Annotated in this window: 19 protein-coding genes and 1 riboswitch; of the genes, 2 read left to right on the top strand and 17 right to left on the bottom strand. The window is 43.8% G+C overall.

Annotation, left to right across the window (positions count from 1 at the left end):
• Nucleotides 1-123: 123 nt before the first annotated feature.
• Nucleotides 124-314: riboswitch (cobalamin riboswitch) on the bottom strand.
• A 36-nt stretch (nt 315-350) separates the two neighbouring features.
• From P4361_RS05225 to cspD, 11 genes are all read right to left on the bottom strand, one after another.
• Complete coding sequence (locus P4361_RS05225; RefSeq protein WP_256224538.1) at nt 351-917, bottom strand: GNAT family N-acetyltransferase; 567 nt, start codon at nt 915-917, stop codon at nt 351-353.
• A gap of 69 nt (nt 918-986) precedes the next feature.
• Nucleotides 987-1,934: a nuclease-related domain-containing protein gene (locus tag P4361_RS05220; protein WP_328088496.1), complete on the bottom strand. Its 948-nt coding sequence runs from the start codon at nt 1,932-1,934 to the stop codon at nt 987-989.
• A 249-nt stretch (nt 1,935-2,183) separates the two neighbouring features.
• Nucleotides 2,184-3,476, bottom strand: a complete 1,293-nt coding sequence (gene eno, locus P4361_RS05215) for a phosphopyruvate hydratase (RefSeq protein ID WP_053357097.1) — start codon at nt 3,474-3,476, stop codon at nt 2,184-2,186.
• Between the two features lie 95 nt (nt 3,477-3,571).
• Entirely contained in the window at nt 3,572-5,107 is a 1,536-nt protein-coding gene (gene gpmI / locus P4361_RS05210) for a 2,3-bisphosphoglycerate-independent phosphoglycerate mutase (RefSeq protein ID WP_053357096.1), read from the bottom strand.
• Nucleotides 5,100-5,861 carry a triose-phosphate isomerase gene (gene tpiA / locus P4361_RS05205; protein WP_328088495.1) on the bottom strand — a complete coding sequence of 254 codons (762 nt, stop codon included), beginning with the start codon at nt 5,859-5,861 and terminating at the stop codon, nt 5,100-5,102. Before tpiA ends, gpmI begins: the two co-directional genes overlap by 8 nt.
• 98 nt (nt 5,862-5,959) lie before the next feature.
• Nucleotides 5,960-7,144 (bottom strand): phosphoglycerate kinase, encoded by a 1,185-nt coding sequence (locus P4361_RS05200; protein ID WP_053357094.1) that lies wholly within the window; start codon nt 7,142-7,144, stop codon nt 5,960-5,962.
• A 237-nt stretch (nt 7,145-7,381) separates the two neighbouring features.
• The gene (gene gap, locus P4361_RS05195; RefSeq protein ID WP_053357093.1) at nt 7,382-8,389 is read right to left on the bottom strand and encodes a type I glyceraldehyde-3-phosphate dehydrogenase; all 1,008 of its coding nucleotides are present in this window, start codon (nt 8,387-8,389) and stop codon (nt 7,382-7,384) included.
• A gap of 82 nt (nt 8,390-8,471) precedes the next feature.
• The gene (locus P4361_RS05190) at nt 8,472-9,494 is read right to left on the bottom strand and encodes a sugar-binding transcriptional regulator (protein WP_053357092.1); all 1,023 of its coding nucleotides are present in this window, start codon (nt 9,492-9,494) and stop codon (nt 8,472-8,474) included.
• Between the two features lie 170 nt (nt 9,495-9,664).
• Complete coding sequence (locus P4361_RS05185) at nt 9,665-9,916, bottom strand: glutaredoxin family protein (RefSeq protein WP_053357091.1); 252 nt, start codon at nt 9,914-9,916, stop codon at nt 9,665-9,667.
• 195 nt (nt 9,917-10,111) lie between these two features.
• Nucleotides 10,112-11,428 carry an RNA polymerase factor sigma-54 gene (gene rpoN, locus P4361_RS05180; RefSeq protein WP_328088494.1) on the bottom strand — a complete coding sequence of 439 codons (1,317 nt, stop codon included), beginning with the start codon at nt 11,426-11,428 and terminating at the stop codon, nt 10,112-10,114.
• A 150-nt stretch (nt 11,429-11,578) separates the two neighbouring features.
• Nucleotides 11,579-11,779 carry a cold-shock protein CspD gene (gene cspD / locus P4361_RS05175; protein WP_053357089.1) on the bottom strand — a complete coding sequence of 67 codons (201 nt, stop codon included), beginning with the start codon at nt 11,777-11,779 and terminating at the stop codon, nt 11,579-11,581.
• 273 nt (nt 11,780-12,052) lie between these two features.
• Here cspD and yvfG point away from each other — a divergent pair, with 273 nt between their 5' ends.
• A complete protein-coding gene (gene yvfG / locus P4361_RS05170; protein WP_053357088.1) occupies nt 12,053-12,265 on the top strand; it encodes a protein YvfG in 213 nt (70 codons plus the stop codon).
• Nucleotides 12,266-12,476: 211 nt separating this feature from the next.
• Complete coding sequence (gene clpP / locus P4361_RS05165; protein WP_053357087.1) at nt 12,477-13,076, top strand: ATP-dependent Clp endopeptidase proteolytic subunit ClpP; 600 nt, start codon at nt 12,477-12,479, stop codon at nt 13,074-13,076.
• 354 nt (nt 13,077-13,430) lie between these two features.
• Here the strand turns inward: clpP and P4361_RS05160 are convergent, their stop codons facing one another.
• From P4361_RS05160 to trxB, 6 genes are all read right to left on the bottom strand, one after another.
• On the bottom strand, nt 13,431-13,688 hold the full coding sequence (locus P4361_RS05160) for an HPr family phosphocarrier protein (RefSeq protein WP_053357086.1): 258 nt from the start codon (nt 13,686-13,688) through the stop codon (nt 13,431-13,433).
• 40 nt (nt 13,689-13,728) lie between these two features.
• Entirely contained in the window at nt 13,729-14,673 is a 945-nt protein-coding gene (gene whiA / locus P4361_RS05155; protein ID WP_328088493.1) for a DNA-binding protein WhiA, read from the bottom strand.
• Between the two features lie 86 nt (nt 14,674-14,759).
• Complete coding sequence (locus P4361_RS05150) at nt 14,760-15,707, bottom strand: YvcK family protein (protein WP_328088492.1); 948 nt, start codon at nt 15,705-15,707, stop codon at nt 14,760-14,762.
• The gene (gene rapZ, locus P4361_RS05145) at nt 15,708-16,583 is read right to left on the bottom strand and encodes an RNase adapter RapZ (RefSeq protein ID WP_053357083.1); all 876 of its coding nucleotides are present in this window, start codon (nt 16,581-16,583) and stop codon (nt 15,708-15,710) included.
• A gap of 87 nt (nt 16,584-16,670) precedes the next feature.
• Nucleotides 16,671-17,129, bottom strand: a complete 459-nt coding sequence (locus P4361_RS05140) for an NUDIX hydrolase (protein WP_053358469.1) — start codon at nt 17,127-17,129, stop codon at nt 16,671-16,673.
• A gap of 225 nt (nt 17,130-17,354) precedes the next feature.
• A complete protein-coding gene (gene trxB, locus P4361_RS05135; protein WP_062237972.1) occupies nt 17,355-18,299 on the bottom strand; it encodes a thioredoxin-disulfide reductase in 945 nt (314 codons plus the stop codon).
• Nucleotides 18,300-18,352: the final 53 nt, after the last annotated feature.

The raw sequence follows: 18,352 nt of genomic DNA, 5'->3' as shown, positions 1-18,352 counted from the left end.
CTTCACGCTCCTGTATGTATCATTTAGCTGGGATTGTGCAAAACAAAAAAAGCCCTCCCTTCGGAGAGCGAATCAACAGTTAATCAATAAATGATTACAATTGCTTCACCTTTTCCTCGAAGGTTCGCACAGGCAATTAAGGCAGGTCTCCTGACTCTCGATCAACAATCTTCTTTTCCTTCCCATCCTTTGACAGAACAGTGGAAACATAAGAAGATTTCCCGATTACAGTGGCGGGACCGTGCTGGACTTGAACCAGCTTCCCTTTTAACGTTTTATTTGAAATAAAACGGACCTTAACCGCATATTCAGCTATATCCATTATACCTCTTACCGGCAAAATGAAAAGTTTAATTTATGTTCAATGATGCCCGGGACTTCGGGCTGACTTCCAGCCAGTCGCTCTTGAGCAGGCCCATAACATGTATATCAAAATACTGATCTTTGTCAAAGTAGGCTTGCCTTCTGACGCCTTCCTTTTGAAACCCCAGGGATTTCAGGAGCTTCAGGCTTTTTGTGTTATATTCGTAGACCTCAGCATCAATCCTGTAGGTCTCATGCTGAAACAGGTGCTGAAAGATGCCTGCAAGTGCTTCCCCCATGTATCCTTTTCCTTGTTCGGCACCGAGTCCGAACCGAAGCCAGCCATAACGCTGCGAGCTTCCCATCCAGTTGAAACGGACGTACCCAACAGGCTGCGAGCTCCTCTTTTCGATGATCATCAAGTAAGATTCGTTCAGCTGGCTTAAGCTTTTCTCAATATCCTGCCTTTGATTGCCTTCATTAATTATGGTCATAGAACCAGTAGACATTTTCCGAAAGAGAGGGCCGCTTTTCCATTGTGCGATGACAGAGGCATCACTCACCGTAATTTCCCTGATCTTCAGTCTTTCAAATTCAAGCTTCATTTTCGGCATGTTCCAAGCCTCCCCGTTTGTACCGAGTATGAAATGATTTATTTTATCATAATATGCAGCTCCTCAAATTTAAAGATGATATCTCCTGTCTTTATAGGTTCCCGTGTGAGGGAGGTTTAGAGATTTGAGGATTTTCGCTGAAATAGAGGGAGAAGTCAATCCTAAAAATCCCCTGAGGTCTCGATTTGTAATTGTAGAGCTTACTAGAAGCTTATAGTCATCTAATGAATGGAGATGAGCGATCTTGGAGGAATGATCACACAAAGAGCAAATCCAGTTCGTATACAGCTTTTTCATACCTATAGAAGAACAAACTGGACAATGAACGCCCGTTAAGAGCTCATTAGGCTGTATTTGAAACTTTGATAGTATGTCAGGATTGAAGGGAATATGTTTTTTGTTGAATTGCTTTGCGGCTCTATTGACCTCTTTATTTGTCATAATTTGAGTTGTGTAACGGGCTTGTAAGCTGCTGATTACCGATGGGAGGTTGGCGCCATGGATAATATTGCGGGACAAATCAGGGGTAAGAGGATTTTTAATGAGGGTATAAGGACTGCTTACGACTATAAGGGACTCGATGGGAATGGGAGGTAGTTTTCTTACAGCTAACCAAGATGTTAGCTGGTTCTGCTGACGCTCTACCTGCAAAAGCGGATCAGGAAAAGCTTCTTCTTTTTCATTATTTACACGGATTAATTGTCGGTAATTTGTATCAAAGGTAAGAATGCCGGATAAGTTTTTCACTTCTAAGATTAAAAAGAAGAACGAAGATAGGATTAGGTAATCCATTTGAAAGTAATAGGATCCCTCTAGAAGCCGCAGCCCATGAAAAATTGTATACTCCTTTTTGGGAAGTCGTTCAAGGTAATATGCGATTGCCTTTTCACCCTTGTATCCTGCCATTTGTCTGGCATAACTCTGTTCAATTTTCGTGCGTTTTTGGTGATTTATCGGAAGCCTTCGTAATAAAGCCTCTAATTTCCGAATATATATGGGCAGTTTTTGTTCATTCACAATTTAGGGATCACATCCTTCATATGTTTTTTCCAGTTTATTTCGCTAAAAATCGCTGTTTCTCCTCTTCTGCTGTCTCATCAAATTTGTGTTTTGTAAATACGGTCCATTCTTGAGGATTTACATGCCGATCTCTCAAAAATACATGCCAATCTTCCTGAAATACATGCGGATCTCCCTAAAATACGCGCCAATCAACAAAAAACCGCTTGAGACTGATCAGGTCTCAAGCGGTTTACGTAAAATAGCTTATTTTTGAAGATTGTAGAATGCGCTCAATCCAGGGTAGCGGCTGATGCTTGCCAATTCGTCTTCGATACGAAGCAATTGGTTGTACTTCGCTACACGGTCAGTACGGGAAGGAGCACCTGTTTTGATTTGTCCAGCGTTAGTCGCAACAGCGATGTCAGCGATTGTGCTGTCTTCGCTTTCACCAGAACGGTGAGAAATTACTGCAGTATAGCCTGCGCGTTTCGCCATTTCGATCGCGTCGAATGTTTCAGTCAGCGTACCGATTTGGTTAACTTTGATAAGGATGGAGTTACCCACACCTTGCTCGATGCCTTGAGCAAGTTTGTTTGTGTTCGTTACGAAAAGATCGTCTCCTACAAGCTGGATTTTGTCGCCAAGACGGTCAGTCAATAGCTTGTGGCCTTCCCAGTCGTTTTCATCTAAGCCATCTTCAATGGAGATGATTGGGTATTTAGAAACAAGATCTTCGTAGAAAGCAACCATTTCTTCAGATGTTTTAACAACACCCTCACCAGAAAGATGGTATTTTCCGTCTTCTTTGTTGAAGAGCTCAGAAGAGGCAACATCCATTGCAAGACGAACTTCTTCACCTGGTTTGTAGCCAGCTTTTTCGATCGCTTCCATGATCGTTTGAAGCGCTTCTTCGTTAGAAGAAAGGTTTGGTGCGAATCCGCCTTCGTCTCCTACAGCTGTGTTTAATCCTTTTTCCTTTAACACAGATTTAAGGCTGTGGAAGATTTCAGCTCCCATACGAAGTGCTTCAGAGAATGTTGGTGCGCCGACTGGCATAACCATGAATTCTTGAATGTCAACATTGTTATCAGCATGCTCTCCGCCGTTTAGGATATTCATCATTGGAACTGGAAGAGTTTTTGCGTTGAATCCTCCAAGGTACATGTACAAAGGAAGACCAAGTAGATCAGCAGCAGCACGTGCTACAGCCATGGAAACACCAAGAATAGCGTTTGCTCCGAATTTTCCTTTGTTTTCTGTTCCGTCAAGATCGATCAACGTTTTGTCGATGCCGACTTGATCCAATACATCATATCCGATCAATTCTGGAGCGATTAGTGTGTTTACGTTCTCTACTGCTGTTTGTACACCTTTTCCCAGGTAACGGCCTTTGTCACCGTCACGAAGCTCAACTGCTTCGTATTCACCAGTGGATGCACCGCTAGGCACGATCGCACGGCCGAATGCACCGGACTCTGTGTAAACTTCTACTTCTACTGTTGGATTCCCGCGGGAGTCCAATACTTCACGAGCATATACTTCAATAATTGCTGACATGAATTTTCTCTCCTTATCAAACAAGATTTTATGGTGAGGAACAAGGCTGTTCTGCAGGGGCCCTCTTTCGATCAGCCTTTTCCTGATTTCAAAAATTAGCCTTTGATTAACGTTTCCCCAGTCATCTCTTTAGGCTGTTGGCCGCCGAGAAGTGTCAGGAACGTTGGTGCGAGGTCGGCAAGTTTGCCGCCGTCGCGAAGTTGGATATCTTTTTTCGTAACGATGACCGGCACCGGATTAGTCGTATGAGCAGTCATTGGTTTGCCTTCCATCGTTATCACTTCGTCTGCGTTTCCGTGGTCAGCCGTAATGATAGCATAGCCGTCTTTTGCAAGGATCGCATCCACGACTTTCCCTAGGCACTCATCTACTGCTTCAATCGCTTTAACGGTTGGTTCAAGCTTGCCTGAATGCCCGACCATATCCGGATTGGCAAAGTTCAAAATAATCGCATCATGGTTTTCGGCTTCGATCTCTTTTACAAGAGCGTCCGTCACTTCATAAGCACTCATTTCAGGTTTTAAATCATAGGTCGCCACTTTCGGCGAATCAATCAAAATCCGCGTTTCACCTTCAAACTCAGCTTCGCGTCCGCCGCTGAAGAAGAAGGTAACATGCGGGTATTTTTCAGTTTCTGCAATACGCAGCTGTTTATAATTTTGTTGAGAAAGAACTTCTCCCAGCGTGTTGTCCAAGTTCGTAGGTTTGAACGCTACGTCACCTTTGACGGTTTCACTGAAGTTCGTTAAGCACACAAAGTGAATGTCTTTCGGAAAATGATCTCCCCGGTCAAAACCGCGGAAATCTTCATTCGTGAAAACCTGTGAAATCTGAATGGCTCGGTCTGGACGGAAGTTGCAGAAAATGATGGCATCTCCGTCTTGGATGGTAGCAACCGGAGAACCGTCTTCTTTCTTCAGTACAGAAGGAAGCACGAATTCATCATAGATTTCATTTTTGTAAGAGTCTTCCACCACTTCGATCGGATCAGTGTAATCCGGACCTTCACCATAAACCATGGCACGGTAGGATTTCTCCACACGATCCCAGCGTTTGTCACGGTCCATAGAGTAATAGCGTCCGGATAATGTCGCGATTTGGCCTAAGCCCAGCTCGTCCATCTTTTTCAATGTTTGCTCGATATAGCCTTTTGCCGATTGCGGAGGAACGTCCCTGCCGTCCAAGAAGCCGTGCAGGTAAACATTTTCTACTCCTTGCTTTTTAGCCGTTTCAAGCAATGCAAAGATATGGTCGATGTGGCTGTGGATCCCGCCGTCAGAAAGAAGTCCGAAAATGTGAAGGTTTGTCCCCTTCTTCTTCACTTCATCCATTGCTTCAATAAAGGTTGGGTTTTCATAGAAATCCCCTTCCTTGATCGAAAGATTCACACGGGTAAGGCTTTGGTAAACAATACGGCCAGCACCAATATTCAAATGTCCGACTTCAGAGTTCCCCATCTGGCCTGGAGGAAGCCCTACAGCTTCTCCGCATGCCGTTAAATGGTTGTGAGGATATGTTTCCCAATATCGGTCAAAGTTTGGTTTTTTCGCATGGGCTACAGCATTTCCTTTTTCTTCGCTGCGGCATGCAAAACCATCAAGAATAATCAGTGCGACAGGTTTCTTAGGCATTGTTTACACCTTCCAAAAGCTGAAGGAACGATTGTGGCTCAAGGCTTGCTCCTCCAACGAGAGCACCGTCGATATCAGACATGCCCATTAGTTCTTTGATGTTGCCTGGCTTCACGCTTCCGCCGTATTGAATGCGAACTTGGTCTGCTGCTTCTTGTGAGAATTGTTCAGCGATCACGCTGCGAATGTATCCGCAGACTTCGTTGGCATCTTCAGAGGAAGCTGTTTTTCCCGTACCAATCGCCCAAACTGGCTCATAGGCAACAACAGTACGTTTAACTTGTTCTTCGGAAAGACCTTGAAGTCCTTTTTCCGTTTGTGTTTTTACAACGTCTTTTGTTTGATCTGCTTCACGCTGTTCAAGTGTTTCACCGACACAAACGATTGGAGTTAATCCGTGGTTAAAAGCAGCATGCGTTTTTTGGTTAACGAGCTCATCTGTTTCACCAAAGTACTCGCGGCGCTCGGAGTGTCCAAGAACAACATAGCCAACACCAAGGGCCTTCAGCATAACAGGGCTGATTTCACCTGTGAAAGCTCCATTATCCTCAAAATGCATGTTCTGTGCCCCTATACCGAGGTCTGTTCCCTTAGATGCGTTTACGAGTGCGTCCAAGAATAAAGCTGGTGCACAAACAACAGAATCTACTGTATCTGAAGAAGGGATCAATCCTTTCACTTCTTCAACAAAAGATTTTGCTTCAGAAAGGGTTTTATTCATTTTCCAGTTTCCTGCAATAATTGGTTTTCGCATGTTTTTCACCTTCCTAAGAACATACAGCATCCCCATAAAGTTCAGGGGACTTCACGGAAAGCTGTACTGCTCTTCGTCGATTTCTTTTCAAACGAGTTTTACTTGTCGTTTAATGCTGTAACGCCAGGAAGCTCTTTGCCTTCCATGAATTCAAGTGAAGCACCGCCGCCTGTTGAGATGTGGCTCATTTTGTCTGCATAGCCAAATTTCTCAACTGCAGCTGCTGAGTCACCGCCGCCGATTACACTGTATGTGTCTTTGGCTTCAGCAAGTGCTTCTGCAACAGAACGGGTTCCTTTAGAGAATGCTTCCATTTCGAAAACACCCATCGGTCCGTTCCATATTACAAGTTTCGAATTCTGAATGGTATTTCGGTACTTTTCAATCGTTTTAGAACCGATATCAAGCCCTTCCCAATCAGACGGGATGGCATCGATGCCCACAACCTTCGTGTTTGCATCGTTTGAGAAGTCATCGGCAACAAGAATATCTTCAGGAATGAGGAAGTTAACTCCCTTTTCCTTCGCTTTTTCCATGAAGCCTTTAGCTGTTTCAATCTTATCTTCTTCCAATAAAGATTTACCTACATCGTGGCCTAAAGCTTTGATGAACGTGTAGCCAAGCCCTCCGCCGATGATCAGGTTGTCCACTTTATCTAGCAGATTATTGATCACGTCGATTTTGTCTTTAACTTTGGCACCGCCAATGATAGCAGTGAAAGGACGGTCAGGATTGGATAGAGCCTTTCCAAGCACATCAAGTTCTTTTTCCATCAGGAATCCTGCAACAGCTGGAAGGTGTTTTGCAACGCCTTCAGTAGATGCGTGCGCACGGTGGGCTGCACCGAATGCATCGTTCACATACACGTCAGCGAGTTCAGCAAATTTCTGTGCTAATTCAGGATCATTTTTTTCTTCTCCAGGATAAAAGCGGACGTTCTCAAGAAGAATGACGCCTCCGCTGTCAAGGCTTGACAGCGCACTCTTCACTTCTTCGCCGTATGCTTCGTCCGTTTTTACAACTTCTTTGCCAAGGAGATCGCTTAAGCGCTGTGCCACTGGGGTCAAGCGAAGCTCTTCAGCCACTTGGCCTTTCGGGCGTCCGAGATGGCTCGCCAATAAAACTTTGGCACCTTGCTCTGTTAAGTATTGAATCGTTGGGAGTGCCGCACGGATTCGAGTATCGTCGGTAATTTTCCCATTTTCCATCGGAACGTTAAAGTCAACGCGGCAGAAGACCACTTTTCCATTAACATCGATGTCACGAACTGTTTTCTTGTTCATAAGTATAACCTCCTGACAGTCTTAAATTAGAGAAGAAGAGAATCCCTTTTACACACCCTAGTTTAACCTAAAATGCGCAGGTGAAAACGGGAAGTTCAGGTACTGCGCCCGGCTTCCGTAAATCTTAAGTTTAAAAGAAAAGCTTTTAGCAACATGAAACTGCTAAGAGTTCCTTACAAGGGAAAGAGGGTAAGGGCATCTTTCAACCCTTCCCCTCTACTTTAAATCTCTCTATTATTAAAGTCCTTTTTTAGCAATAAAGTCAATAAGGTCTACAACACGGCTGGAGTATCCAGTTTCGTTGTCGTACCAAGAGATCACTTTAACCATGTTGCCTTCCATAACCATTGTAGAAAGACCGTCAACTGTAGAAGAGTTAGTGTTGCCGTTATAGTCAGTAGAAACAAGCGGCTCATCGCTGTAGCCAAGAATGCCTTTTAGTGGGCCTTCAGCTGCTTCTTTCAATGCTGCATTGATTTCTTCTGCAGAAACTTCTTTGTCGAGTTCAGCAACAAGGTCTACTAATGATACGTTTGGAGTTGGAACACGCATTGCCATACCGTTTAGTTTTCCTTTTAGTTCAGGAAGTACTAGAGAAACAGCTTTTGCAGCACCAGTTGTTGTAGGAATGATGTTTTCTGCAGCAGCACGTGCACGACGGTAGTCTTTATGCGGAAGATCAAGGATTTGCTGATCATTTGTGTATGAGTGAACAGTTGTCATCATACCGCGTTTGATACCGAATTTTTCGTTTAGTACTTTAGCGAAAGGAGCTAGGCAGTTTGTTGTACAAGAAGCGTTAGAAATTACATCGTGGCTTCCAGCATCGTATTTGTCTTCGTTAACACCCATTACTACAGTGATATCTTCGTCACTTGCAGGAGCAGAGATGATAACTTTTTTAGCGCCAGCTTCTAAGTGTTTAGCAGCGTCAGCACGTTTTGTGAAACGTCCAGTAGATTCAACAACTACTTCTACACCAAGGTCTCCCCATCCTAATTGAGCAGGGTCACGCTCAGCCAATACTTTGATTTCTTTGCCGTTTACGATCAGCGCATTTTCGCCGACTTCAACAGTCGCATCAAGCTTTCCGTGTACAGTGTCATGCTTCAATAGGAAAGCAAGCATGTTTGCGTCTGTTAAATCATTAACAGCCACCACTTCTACGTTAGGGTTGTTTAGCGCTGCACGAAATACGTTACGGCCAATACGACCGAATCCATTAATACCAACTTTAGTTGCCATTTAAAATGACCTCCTTATAATTAGAAAGAAAAATATAGTTAAAGGGAAAACCCTTTAGTCACACAATAAGTTACATAGTCTTTCACAAGCTTGCAAGAAGTTTGTTTGCTGCCCCTTCATCGGTGATCAGCACCTTCTTGGGGCCATGCTTCATGAATGCCGCGATCGCTTCTGCTTTCGAAGCACCACCTGCAACAGCCATGATGAAATCACTATTTTTCAGGTCATTCAATTGAAGACCGATCGTTCGAACACGATGCACTACTTCTCCATGATGGTCGAAGTAATAGCCGAAAGCTTCCGCTACCGCTTTTTCGTGTTCGAGTTTTTCCAGCACAGCAGAAGAAGAATTCCTTCTGTTGGCCATTGTTTTAGCATCGCCAATTCCATGGATGACTATACTTGCTGAACGGATCAGCTCCATGACTTCTTTTACCCCGGGTTCCTCAATCAGTGAAAGGTAAGTTTCCTTACTAAGTTGATCCGGTAAATGAAGCAGACGGTACTCACCTCGTGCTTTTACAGCCATCGTTGAACAGATGGTGTTTGCCTGATTTTCTACCTTTTCGCCTAGACCGCCTCTGGCTGGGACAAACAGAAGGTCTTGGTCCTTGTTTCCAGGAGTCATCATTTCAGCAACAGCAGCGATGGTTGTGCCGCCGGTCACTGCAATGACATTATTGCCTGTTAACTCCTGTTTCAGCCTCATTACTGCCGCCTTGCCCATTTCACTTTTAATCCAAGGATCTTCATCACTGTCGCCAGGAACGATAATCACTTCAGACAGGTTTAAGTTTTCCCTTAACTTCATTTCTAAAACGCGAAGTCCGGCGAGTTCATTCATTAGAACTTCCAGCCGTTCAAGAACATCTAATCCATCAGGAGTAAGCGACATACCGCCCGGCAGGATGGAAAGCAGCCCCTGGTCTTTCAAAAAGCTGACCTCCGCACGGAGAACCCTTTCCGTCATATTGAGGTTGATGGCAAGGCTTCGTCTGCCGATGGGTTCATGAAAGCGAACAATTTTAAGTATGCTGTATCGTTTTCTCATAACCTCCAGAAGATCAGGCAAAAGCTTCTTCTGTATTTCTATCAAATCGTTCATCATGCATTCCCCTTGTCTTTTTGTACGGCAGAACATAAGAGGAGCCCAATACTTCTAGGGACATTTATCGTCCCGGTTAGCCATTTTACGTCCCAATGATGCTATAAAAAAATGACTATGTTTAAGTCTCCTTCATTCTAACAAAACATGTGACAACATTTCAACAAAAATTACTTATCAATTGTAAGTAAACGCTTTCTTAATGATTCCTTATGAATCTGCCCGTACTGAATCTCTTCATCCGCTACCGTAATCACCGGGATCATCATCCCATATTTTTCGATGAGTTCATCTGATCGGTAAATATCAACTTTTTGGATCTCCATCGGAATTTCCTCTTGAAGTTCCTCTAATATAGTATGCGCTTTATCGCAGAGCGGACAATGGTGTTTTGTATAAAATGTGATCGAAAGTGGACTCATACTCAACATTCCCTTTTCATCTTTTTTTATTCGTACTCCTGTTATCATTATAAATTAAAAACAAAGCACCTGGCTTGGCTTAATAAGAAAAGCGCAGGCGCCCAGTTTAGGTCCGACAAGCGCTGGAACTATTGCCCCGCAACACGCTTTTTGTGTTGAAGGGCAATAGTGAAGCATCGCTTCTACTCTCGGATGTCAGGAATATCTTTTCCGCTTGGAAGAGGAAGCGATGTTCAGCTCCTCTCTGTACTTGGCGACCGTACGCCTTGAGATGCTCAAGCCCTTTTCGCTGGCAAGCATTTCGGCAATCGCCTGATCAGACAGCGGCTTTGCTTTATCTTCTGCTTCAATTACTTTTCTTATGGCAAGCTTGGCGGTTTGTGCAGAAGCGTTCTCTCCGTTTACCGTTTCGATTTTTGCTGTAAAAAAATATTTCAGTTCGAATGCGCCTTTCGGTGTTTGAATGACCTTGTTTTTAACCGCCCGGCTGACTGTTGATTCGTGCATGCCGATCCGTTCAGCTACTTCCCTTAAGGTAATCGGAATGAGATGTTCAGGGCCCCTTTTTAAAAAGTTCTGCTGAACTGAGACGATCTCTTTGGCGATCATGATGAGCGTGTTCTTTCTTTGTTCAAGGCTCTTCTGCAGCCATTGAAGCTTTTGATAATGTTCCTGCAAGTACTGTGCAGCACCGCTGGCCTTTGATTTTAATAAATGAGCATAGCTTTCATTCAGCTGCACTTTGGGCGTGAAATGATCGTTGATGGCGAGTTTGTACGTTCCATTATCTTCAAAGACGGAAAGGTCTGGATACAAGTATCCCAGTTCACTGTGGCTGGACAGTTTTTGCCCCGGCTTCGGATCAAGAGTCAGAATAAAGTCGGCAGCCTGTTCTACAGCCTGTACATCCGTTCCAAGAGCAGCAGCAATCTGCTTAATTTTTCGGTCTGCGAGCTGATCAAGGTGAGTATCAGCGATAAGGTAGGACAGATCATCCTCCATGCCAAGCGATTTCAATTGCAGTAGAAGACATTCCCTAAGGTTACGGGCTCCAATGCCTGCCGGCTCCAGCTGATGAAGCCAATCTATGGCTTCTTCATATCTTTCGGTGCTGATTCCGAAACGCTGTTTAATCTCATCTTCCGTTATATCCAGGTATCCGGCCTGGTCTATATTTAAGATGAGATAGCGGACAACAGCTGCAATCTCATCTGATGCAGGTATGGCTAACGCTTGATGAAGCAGGCGGTCGTGCATGGTTTCTTCAGCAGGCTGCATCATCCCGATCACATCCGCATCTTGCGTTGTTTTACTTTTTTGAAGCGCTTTCTTTTTATCGGTATTAAAAAAGACTGGCGAATCCGCCAACTCAATGAGGGGATTTTCTACCGCTTGTTCTTGTAAAAATTGAGAAAGTTCATAGCAAGGATATTGCAGGATGGCAATGGCCTGGCGAAGCTCTGCAGTCATGACAAGACTTAAATTTTGTTGTTGAAATAATCCCAGCTCCATTATAAATCCCTCCTGTTACTATGATACTATAGAATGTCAGCAGGCAACACTGAAAAAGATTTGAAGTTCCTTCCATCAGGTTAACACTGCTGGAGTTTGCGATTTTTGGGCACAAAAAAAAGGACCATTACTGGCCCTTTTATCACGCTATTAAAGTTTAGTAACGTTAGCAGCTTGAGGTCCGCGAGCACCATCAACGATTTCAAAAGATACTTCTTGACCTTCGTCTAAAGATTTGAAACCTTCAGATTGGATAGCAGAAAAGTGTACGAATACATCGTCTCCACCTTCAACTTCGATGAAACCGAATCCTTTTTCTGCGTTGAACCATTTTACTTTCCCGTTTTGCATGGGTATATCCTCCTGTCGGCGCGTTAAAGCGCTTTAAAAATTGGAACCATGTGACAATGCTACAAAAACTAAAAGAAAACACATATTGTTTACATCCAGTCATAATAACACGTATATGGTCAGCACCACTATATCATGGTAATTTCCAATTGTCAAAACAAGGCGCTTAATTTATTCTTGGTGCCTGGCACCAAGAATATAATTTTCTGTTTTGGTGCCTGGCACCGGAATCTGATACTATATAAACAGTTGAAACGAAGGAGTGCTGCAACCATGGCTGAACAATTTTCAGTGGCTTTTTTTGAAGAAAATTTCAAACAATACATCGAACGGAACAAAGACGTGTTTACGAAATCGCACGCAATGAATGCCTATTACCGATCCATTGTCGGAACCCTCATCAATGACCATCTCAACAAAAACGCAGAAATCGTCCGCCGGATCCGAAATCTCGAAACAGCTTATACAAATGTAAAGAATAGCTGATCCTCTTTAACTATAAAACTTTTGACGTGCCATACGTTTAAAACCTGGTGTCGCGGGAATGATGATGATAGTCTAAACATATTGTTAAATAAAGGATTGTGAAGCCTCTACATAGAATTATTAACAAAGAAGCTTTTCGTTTGACCTTTTTTGACCTTTTTTGTATGATGTCAGTAACACATGAAAACACACCATAAAAGGAGGATTATTCATGAATTTAATTCCTACAGTTATTGAACAAACGAACCGTGGCGAACGTGCATATGATATTTACTCCCGTCTGTTAAAAGACCGTATTATCATGCTTGGAAGCGGCATTGATGACAATGTATCCAACTCTATCGTAGCTCAGCTGCTCTTTCTTGCTGCCGAGGACCCTGAAAAGGATATCTCCCTTTACATAAACAGTCCTGGCGGATCCATCACAGCAGGTATGGCGATTTATGATACGATGAACTTCATCAAGCCTAACGTTTCCACGATCTGCATCGGTATGGCGGCTTCCATGGGAGCATTCTTGCTTGCAGCCGGTGAAAAAGGAAAACGCTATGTACTTCCAAACTCTGAGGTTATGATTCACCAGCCTCTAGGCGGAACACGCGGACAGGCAACAGACATTGAAATTCATGCTCGCCGTATCATCCAAATGCGCGAACAGCTTAACAAAATTCTTTCTGAAAAAACAGGCCAGCCTCTTGAAGTAATCGAGCGCGATACAGACCGTGACAACTTCATGCTAGCTGAGGATGCTGTAAAATACGGACTTGTTGACCGTGTCATCTCTTCCGTAGAAGATCCTAAAAACATTTAATGAAATGAAAACAAGAAAGCCGCTCATCTTTTTACGAGCGGCTTTTATTTTGGGGAGATGATCATGAATCTATACAATGTCCTCGTTTCCATCGGAGTCATCGTCATCGTAATTTTAATATTGGCGATGTTTGCCCGGACAAAACGGTAAAGCTTCTTCGGTATCCGGGCTTTCAAGCAATGGAAGACAGTTTACATAATATGTGTTTGGCCAGTAACCGGCAATCTGCGAACCCTACATGCGGCAAAACGCCCCATAACAACACAAAAAACAGGGCAAAAGCTCTTCGATGATGATAGGATCATATCGAATCCGCTTTTGCCCTTTTACTTCTTCTATTTTCTTCAATAAAACCTAGTTCTGCTCCGTAATGAAGGCTTCAAGCCCCTTGATCGCTTCTTCTTCATCATGTCCGCTAACAGAAATGGTAATATCGACGCCAGATCCGATGGCCAGGCTCATGATTCCCATAATACTTTTTGCATTGACTCTTTTTCCGTCTTTTTCTACAAATACTTCAGAGTTGTAACGGTTCGCTTCCTGCACAAATAAGGCAGCCGGACGGGCTTGCAATCCGGTTTTCAATTGAACAGTTACCTTCTTCTCGATCATTGCTGTTCCTCCTTTTAAAGATTAGTGTGTAGTTTTGTTTTTATTTCGAAATGGGTTGTCCTAACCGAATTTTGTCAGCGATTTCATCAATTTTCCGAAGCCTGTGGTTGACGCCCGATTTGCTTACTGCGCCTGAAGAAACCATCTCACCTAGCTCTTTCAGGGTAATTTCCTGATGGGCGACGCGGAGTTCAGCGATCTCGCGGAGTTTGTCAGGAAGAACTTCGAGACCAACCTGGTTTTCAATAAATTTGATATTCTCGACCTGCCTCATTGCTGCACCCACTGTTTTGTTCAAATTGGCGGTTTCGCAGTTTACGAGGCGGTTGACGGAGTTTCTCATATCCTTCAAGATCCTGACGTCCTCAAAATAGAGCATAGCGTTGTGCGCTCCAACTAAAGTAAGGAACTCAGATATCTTTTCCCCGTCTTTCAAATAAATAATGTATCCTTTTTTGCGTTCAAGCATTTTTGCCTTTAGATCAAAGGTGTTCATCAGCTCGCACAGGGCTGCTGTATGTTCCTCATACATTGAAAAAATCTCAAGATGGTAACTCGTTTCCGGATGATTGATAGATCCTCCGGCAAGAAAAGCACCTCTCATGTATGATCGGCGGCAGCAGGAATTCTTTTGAATGTTTTCTGCGATCCCCCTGTTGAACGTGAAGGTTTCATCTATGATATTTAAATCCTCTAGAAGAGCTCTTGCTTCCTGAGTGAGCCTGACGATGTACACGTTGTTTTTCTTCAGCCTCATTTTTTTACGGACCAGGAGTTCCACATGAAAGGAATACACTCTCTTGATCAATGTATAGATAAGGCGGGCAATGGCGGCATTCTCAGTTGGAATATCCAGAACGATCTGGCGGTTCGAAAAAGAGATAGAACCATTCATTCGGATCAGCGCTGCCAATTCCGCCTTTGCACAGCAATCTTTCATCTCCAGTTGGGTCAGTTCTTTTTTTGTTTCTGCCGCAAAAGACATCTTTTTCACCCCTCTTCTATCCACTACGGTAACGTGAGGGTTAGATAGCTGTTATTCAGCCTTCAATTTCTGAAAAAACTACTCCTTTATCCCAGTAATGAAAGAAGCAGTTCAGATACACGTTTCGCATCATGGCGCACTAAAGTGCCATATTGAATTATATTATCACTAATGATCTTAAAACCAAAAGAATTTAAACGATCCATATCGCAGGTAACCTGTTCGGCTCCCTCTTCGCGATAGAGTTCCAAAAATTCTTCAGGAATAATTTCATTGTTAACGATCACGACATCAACAATTTTTTCGCCGACGTGATCAATCAGTGCCTGGACATGGTCACTTGCTGAAAAGTGGTTCGTTTCCCCTTTTTGAGTCATGGCGTTACAAACATAAACTCTAGGCACCGTTGACTTGAGAACGGCATCCCGAATACCGCCAACCAATAAATTGGGCAGGATGCTCGTATAGAGGCTTCCGGGTCCCACAACAATCAAGTCAGCCTCATTGATCGCGTTTACGCTGGCCTCTAATGGTTCGATATGGTCTGGCGTAAGAAACACACGCTTAATTCGTTTATTGCGGAGAGGAATTTTGGACTCCCCGGTAATAAATGAACCATCTTCATATTCTGCGTTTAAGATGACGCTTTTATTAGCCGCCGGCAGCACTTGCCCTCGGACATTCAGCACCTTGCTCAGTTCCCTGATCCCCATGACAAAATCCCCGGTGATGTCATGCATGGCAGCCAGCAGTAAATTCCCCAGGGAATGGCCGGTAATGCCGTCACCTGTCGTAAAACGATGCTGAAAAAGCCGTTCCACTAGAGGTTCAACCTCAGAGAGTGCAGCAAGGACGTTGCGCACGTCTCCCGGTGGAGGCATATCGTAATCTTTTCGGAGTCGGCCAGAGCTGCCTCCATCATCAGCAACGGTAACGATCGCCGTAATGTCTACGGGAAAGCTCTTTAAGCCTCTGAGAAGAACGGAAAGCCCGGTGCCTCCTCCCAGAACGACTATTTTAGATATAGGTTTCATTTAAGACTTATCCTTTCCCATGTCACGATGGCTGCTCAATGTAACAAACTCTTTGGACAAAGCATTCTTAATGTACTCTGCCAGAGCAACCGAGCGGTGTTTTCCGCCTGTGCAGCCAATTCCGATAATCAGCTGGCTTTTCCCTTCCCGCTTATATTGTGGAATCATAAAATTTAATAGATCGATAAGCTTTTCAAGAAAAGTCTTTGTTTCAGGCCACCGCAATACATATTCTGAAATATCCGGTTCTAGTCCAGTCCTTGGCCGCATGTGGTCAATGTAATGTGGGTTCGGCAAAAATCGCACATCAAATACGAGATCGGCATCGATCGGCATCCCGTATTTAAAACCAAATGACATGACATTTACGGTAAATGGATGGGACTTTTCCGAAGAAAATCGTTCAATAATCTTTTCGCGGAGCTGAATCGGTTTAAGGTCCGTTGTATCGATCACTTGCTGTGCACGGCCTTTTAGCTCTTCCAGCATTTCACGTTCCTGCATGATTCCCTGAAGAGGATTTCCGCTTTTCGCCAGGGGATGCGACCGTCTTGTTTCTTTGTATCTGCGGACGAGCGCTGCATCTTTGCTTTCAAGGTAAATAATCTGTGGCTGAATGTGAGAGTGGACTGGCAGCTGATCAAGCGTTGAAAACAGCTGGTCAAAAAACTCGCGTCCCCTTAAGTCCATGACAAGTGCCACTTTATTCAGCTTTCCATGTGACTCCTCCATAAGCTCAACAAACTTTGGCAATAATGCGGGAGGAAGATTATCAACACAAAAGAAGCCCAGGTCTTCAAAACTCTGCATCGCTACTGTTTTTCCTGCCCCGGACATCCCAGTTATAATTACCATTTGAACGTCCTGCTGCTCCATAACCGTTCCCCCCTCTTATTCTAAAAATCGTTAAAATATCGTTGATGTATTGTATGTGTTTAATCCTGTCGCCGTGTAAACTGCCGATCAAGCCGGATCGAGGCGATAGGACAGCAGTTCAAAATCCGGTGTATACGTGAACGTTCCAAAAATCATTCCCGTCCCGGTGAGAACATAATCCAAAATATGATGATCTCCAGGCGCCATCGGCAATGAACGTATTTCAGAGGCCTTTTTCCAAGCTAGAATCCCTTCATCAGACTCTTCCAGTGCCTCTCCTTCAGCTTCGGTTGCCAAAAAGGTGAACATCATCCATTCAGAAATAATCTTGTCTTTTTCTTTGATAATAAAATTAAATACACCCTTCAACTGAGGGTTTTTAATATAAACTCCTGTTTCTTCACGGTATTCCCGAATGACAGAATCCCTGATGGATTCCTCTGACTCCATCTTGCCGCCAGGGGCAACCCACCAGCCTCTTCTTGGTTTCTGCAAGAGAAGCACTTCGTTTTCTTTGACTAAAACACAGTTTGTTACTCTTTGCACAATGTTCACCTCAATCACCTGTTACATTAACTTTAGTATACTAAAAAATGCCACTCCTCACAATGAACACGTAGGATAGAACTAGTATTCCACAAAAAAAGGGCGCGGAATGCTTCCGCGCCAAAAGTCTTGCAATTTATAAAAAGGGGGTCAATTTCTTATTATTTATAGTACCCCATTTTTATTTCACCACTGTTACAGTCTGATTAAAACAGAATTACGAATTTATGCTTTCATTCTTTCTTTTAATTCCTCGACAAAATGCTGTGCCGATTGGGCGGCAATACTTCCGTCCCCCGTAGCTGTAACGATTTGGCGTAGTGTTTTTTCCCTTACATCGCCTGCAGCAAAAATGCCGGGAATCCTTGTTTCCATAAGCTCATTCGTTTCAACATAACCCGCTTCGTTTGTAATCCCCAAATTGACGAAAGCGCCATTCAAGGGAAGCATACCAACGTAGATGAATACGCCGTCTGCAGAAAACTCACGCTCTTCACCAGTCTCGGTGCTGACAAGCGTTAATTTGCTGACCTTATTGTTCTCACCGTGGATTTCTTTAACGGTATGGTTATATAAGAAATCGACTTTCTCATTATCAAAAGCACGCTGCTGAAGAATCTGCTGGGCACGCAATTTATCACGGCGATGTACGATGGTTACTTTGCTCGCAAAACGTGTAAGGTAGACACCTTCTTCAACCGCAGAGTCTCCCCCGCCGACAACAACGAGCTCTTTATTTTTAAAGAACGCTCCGTCACATACCGCACAATAGGAAACGCCGCGTCCGCCAAGTTCCTTTTCACCTGGAACTCCTAGCTTTTTATATTCTGCGCCCGTTCCTATAATGATCGATCTTGCTTTAAATTCTTTCCTTCCGGATACGACCGTTTTGTATTCCTCGCCGTCGATGATCTCTTTCACATCACCGTAAGCATACTCCGCGCCGAATTTTTTCGCATGTTCAAACATTTTATTGGACAGTTCAGGCCCCAAGATCGTTTCAAACCCTGGATAGTTCTCTACATCTTCCGTATTGGCCATCTGTCCACCCGGGATTCCGCGCTCAAGCATCAATGTGCTGAGGTTTGCCCTGGACGTATAGACAGCCGCAGTCATGCCCGCAGGACCTGCACCGATGATTATAACGTCGTAAATTTTTTCTTCACTCATCATGATCCACTCCTTTGATCCTTCCCCAGAACATCTGTCTGCAAATCTTTATA

The sequence above is a fragment of the Fictibacillus sp. B-59209 genome, from assembly GCF_036216745.1.
In the GTDB taxonomy this organism is placed as follows: domain Bacteria; phylum Bacillota; class Bacilli; order Bacillales; family Fictibacillaceae; genus Fictibacillus_C; species Fictibacillus_C marinisediminis.
Note: the sequence above shows the minus strand (reverse complement) of the source record. Positions and strands in the feature narration are given on the sequence as shown.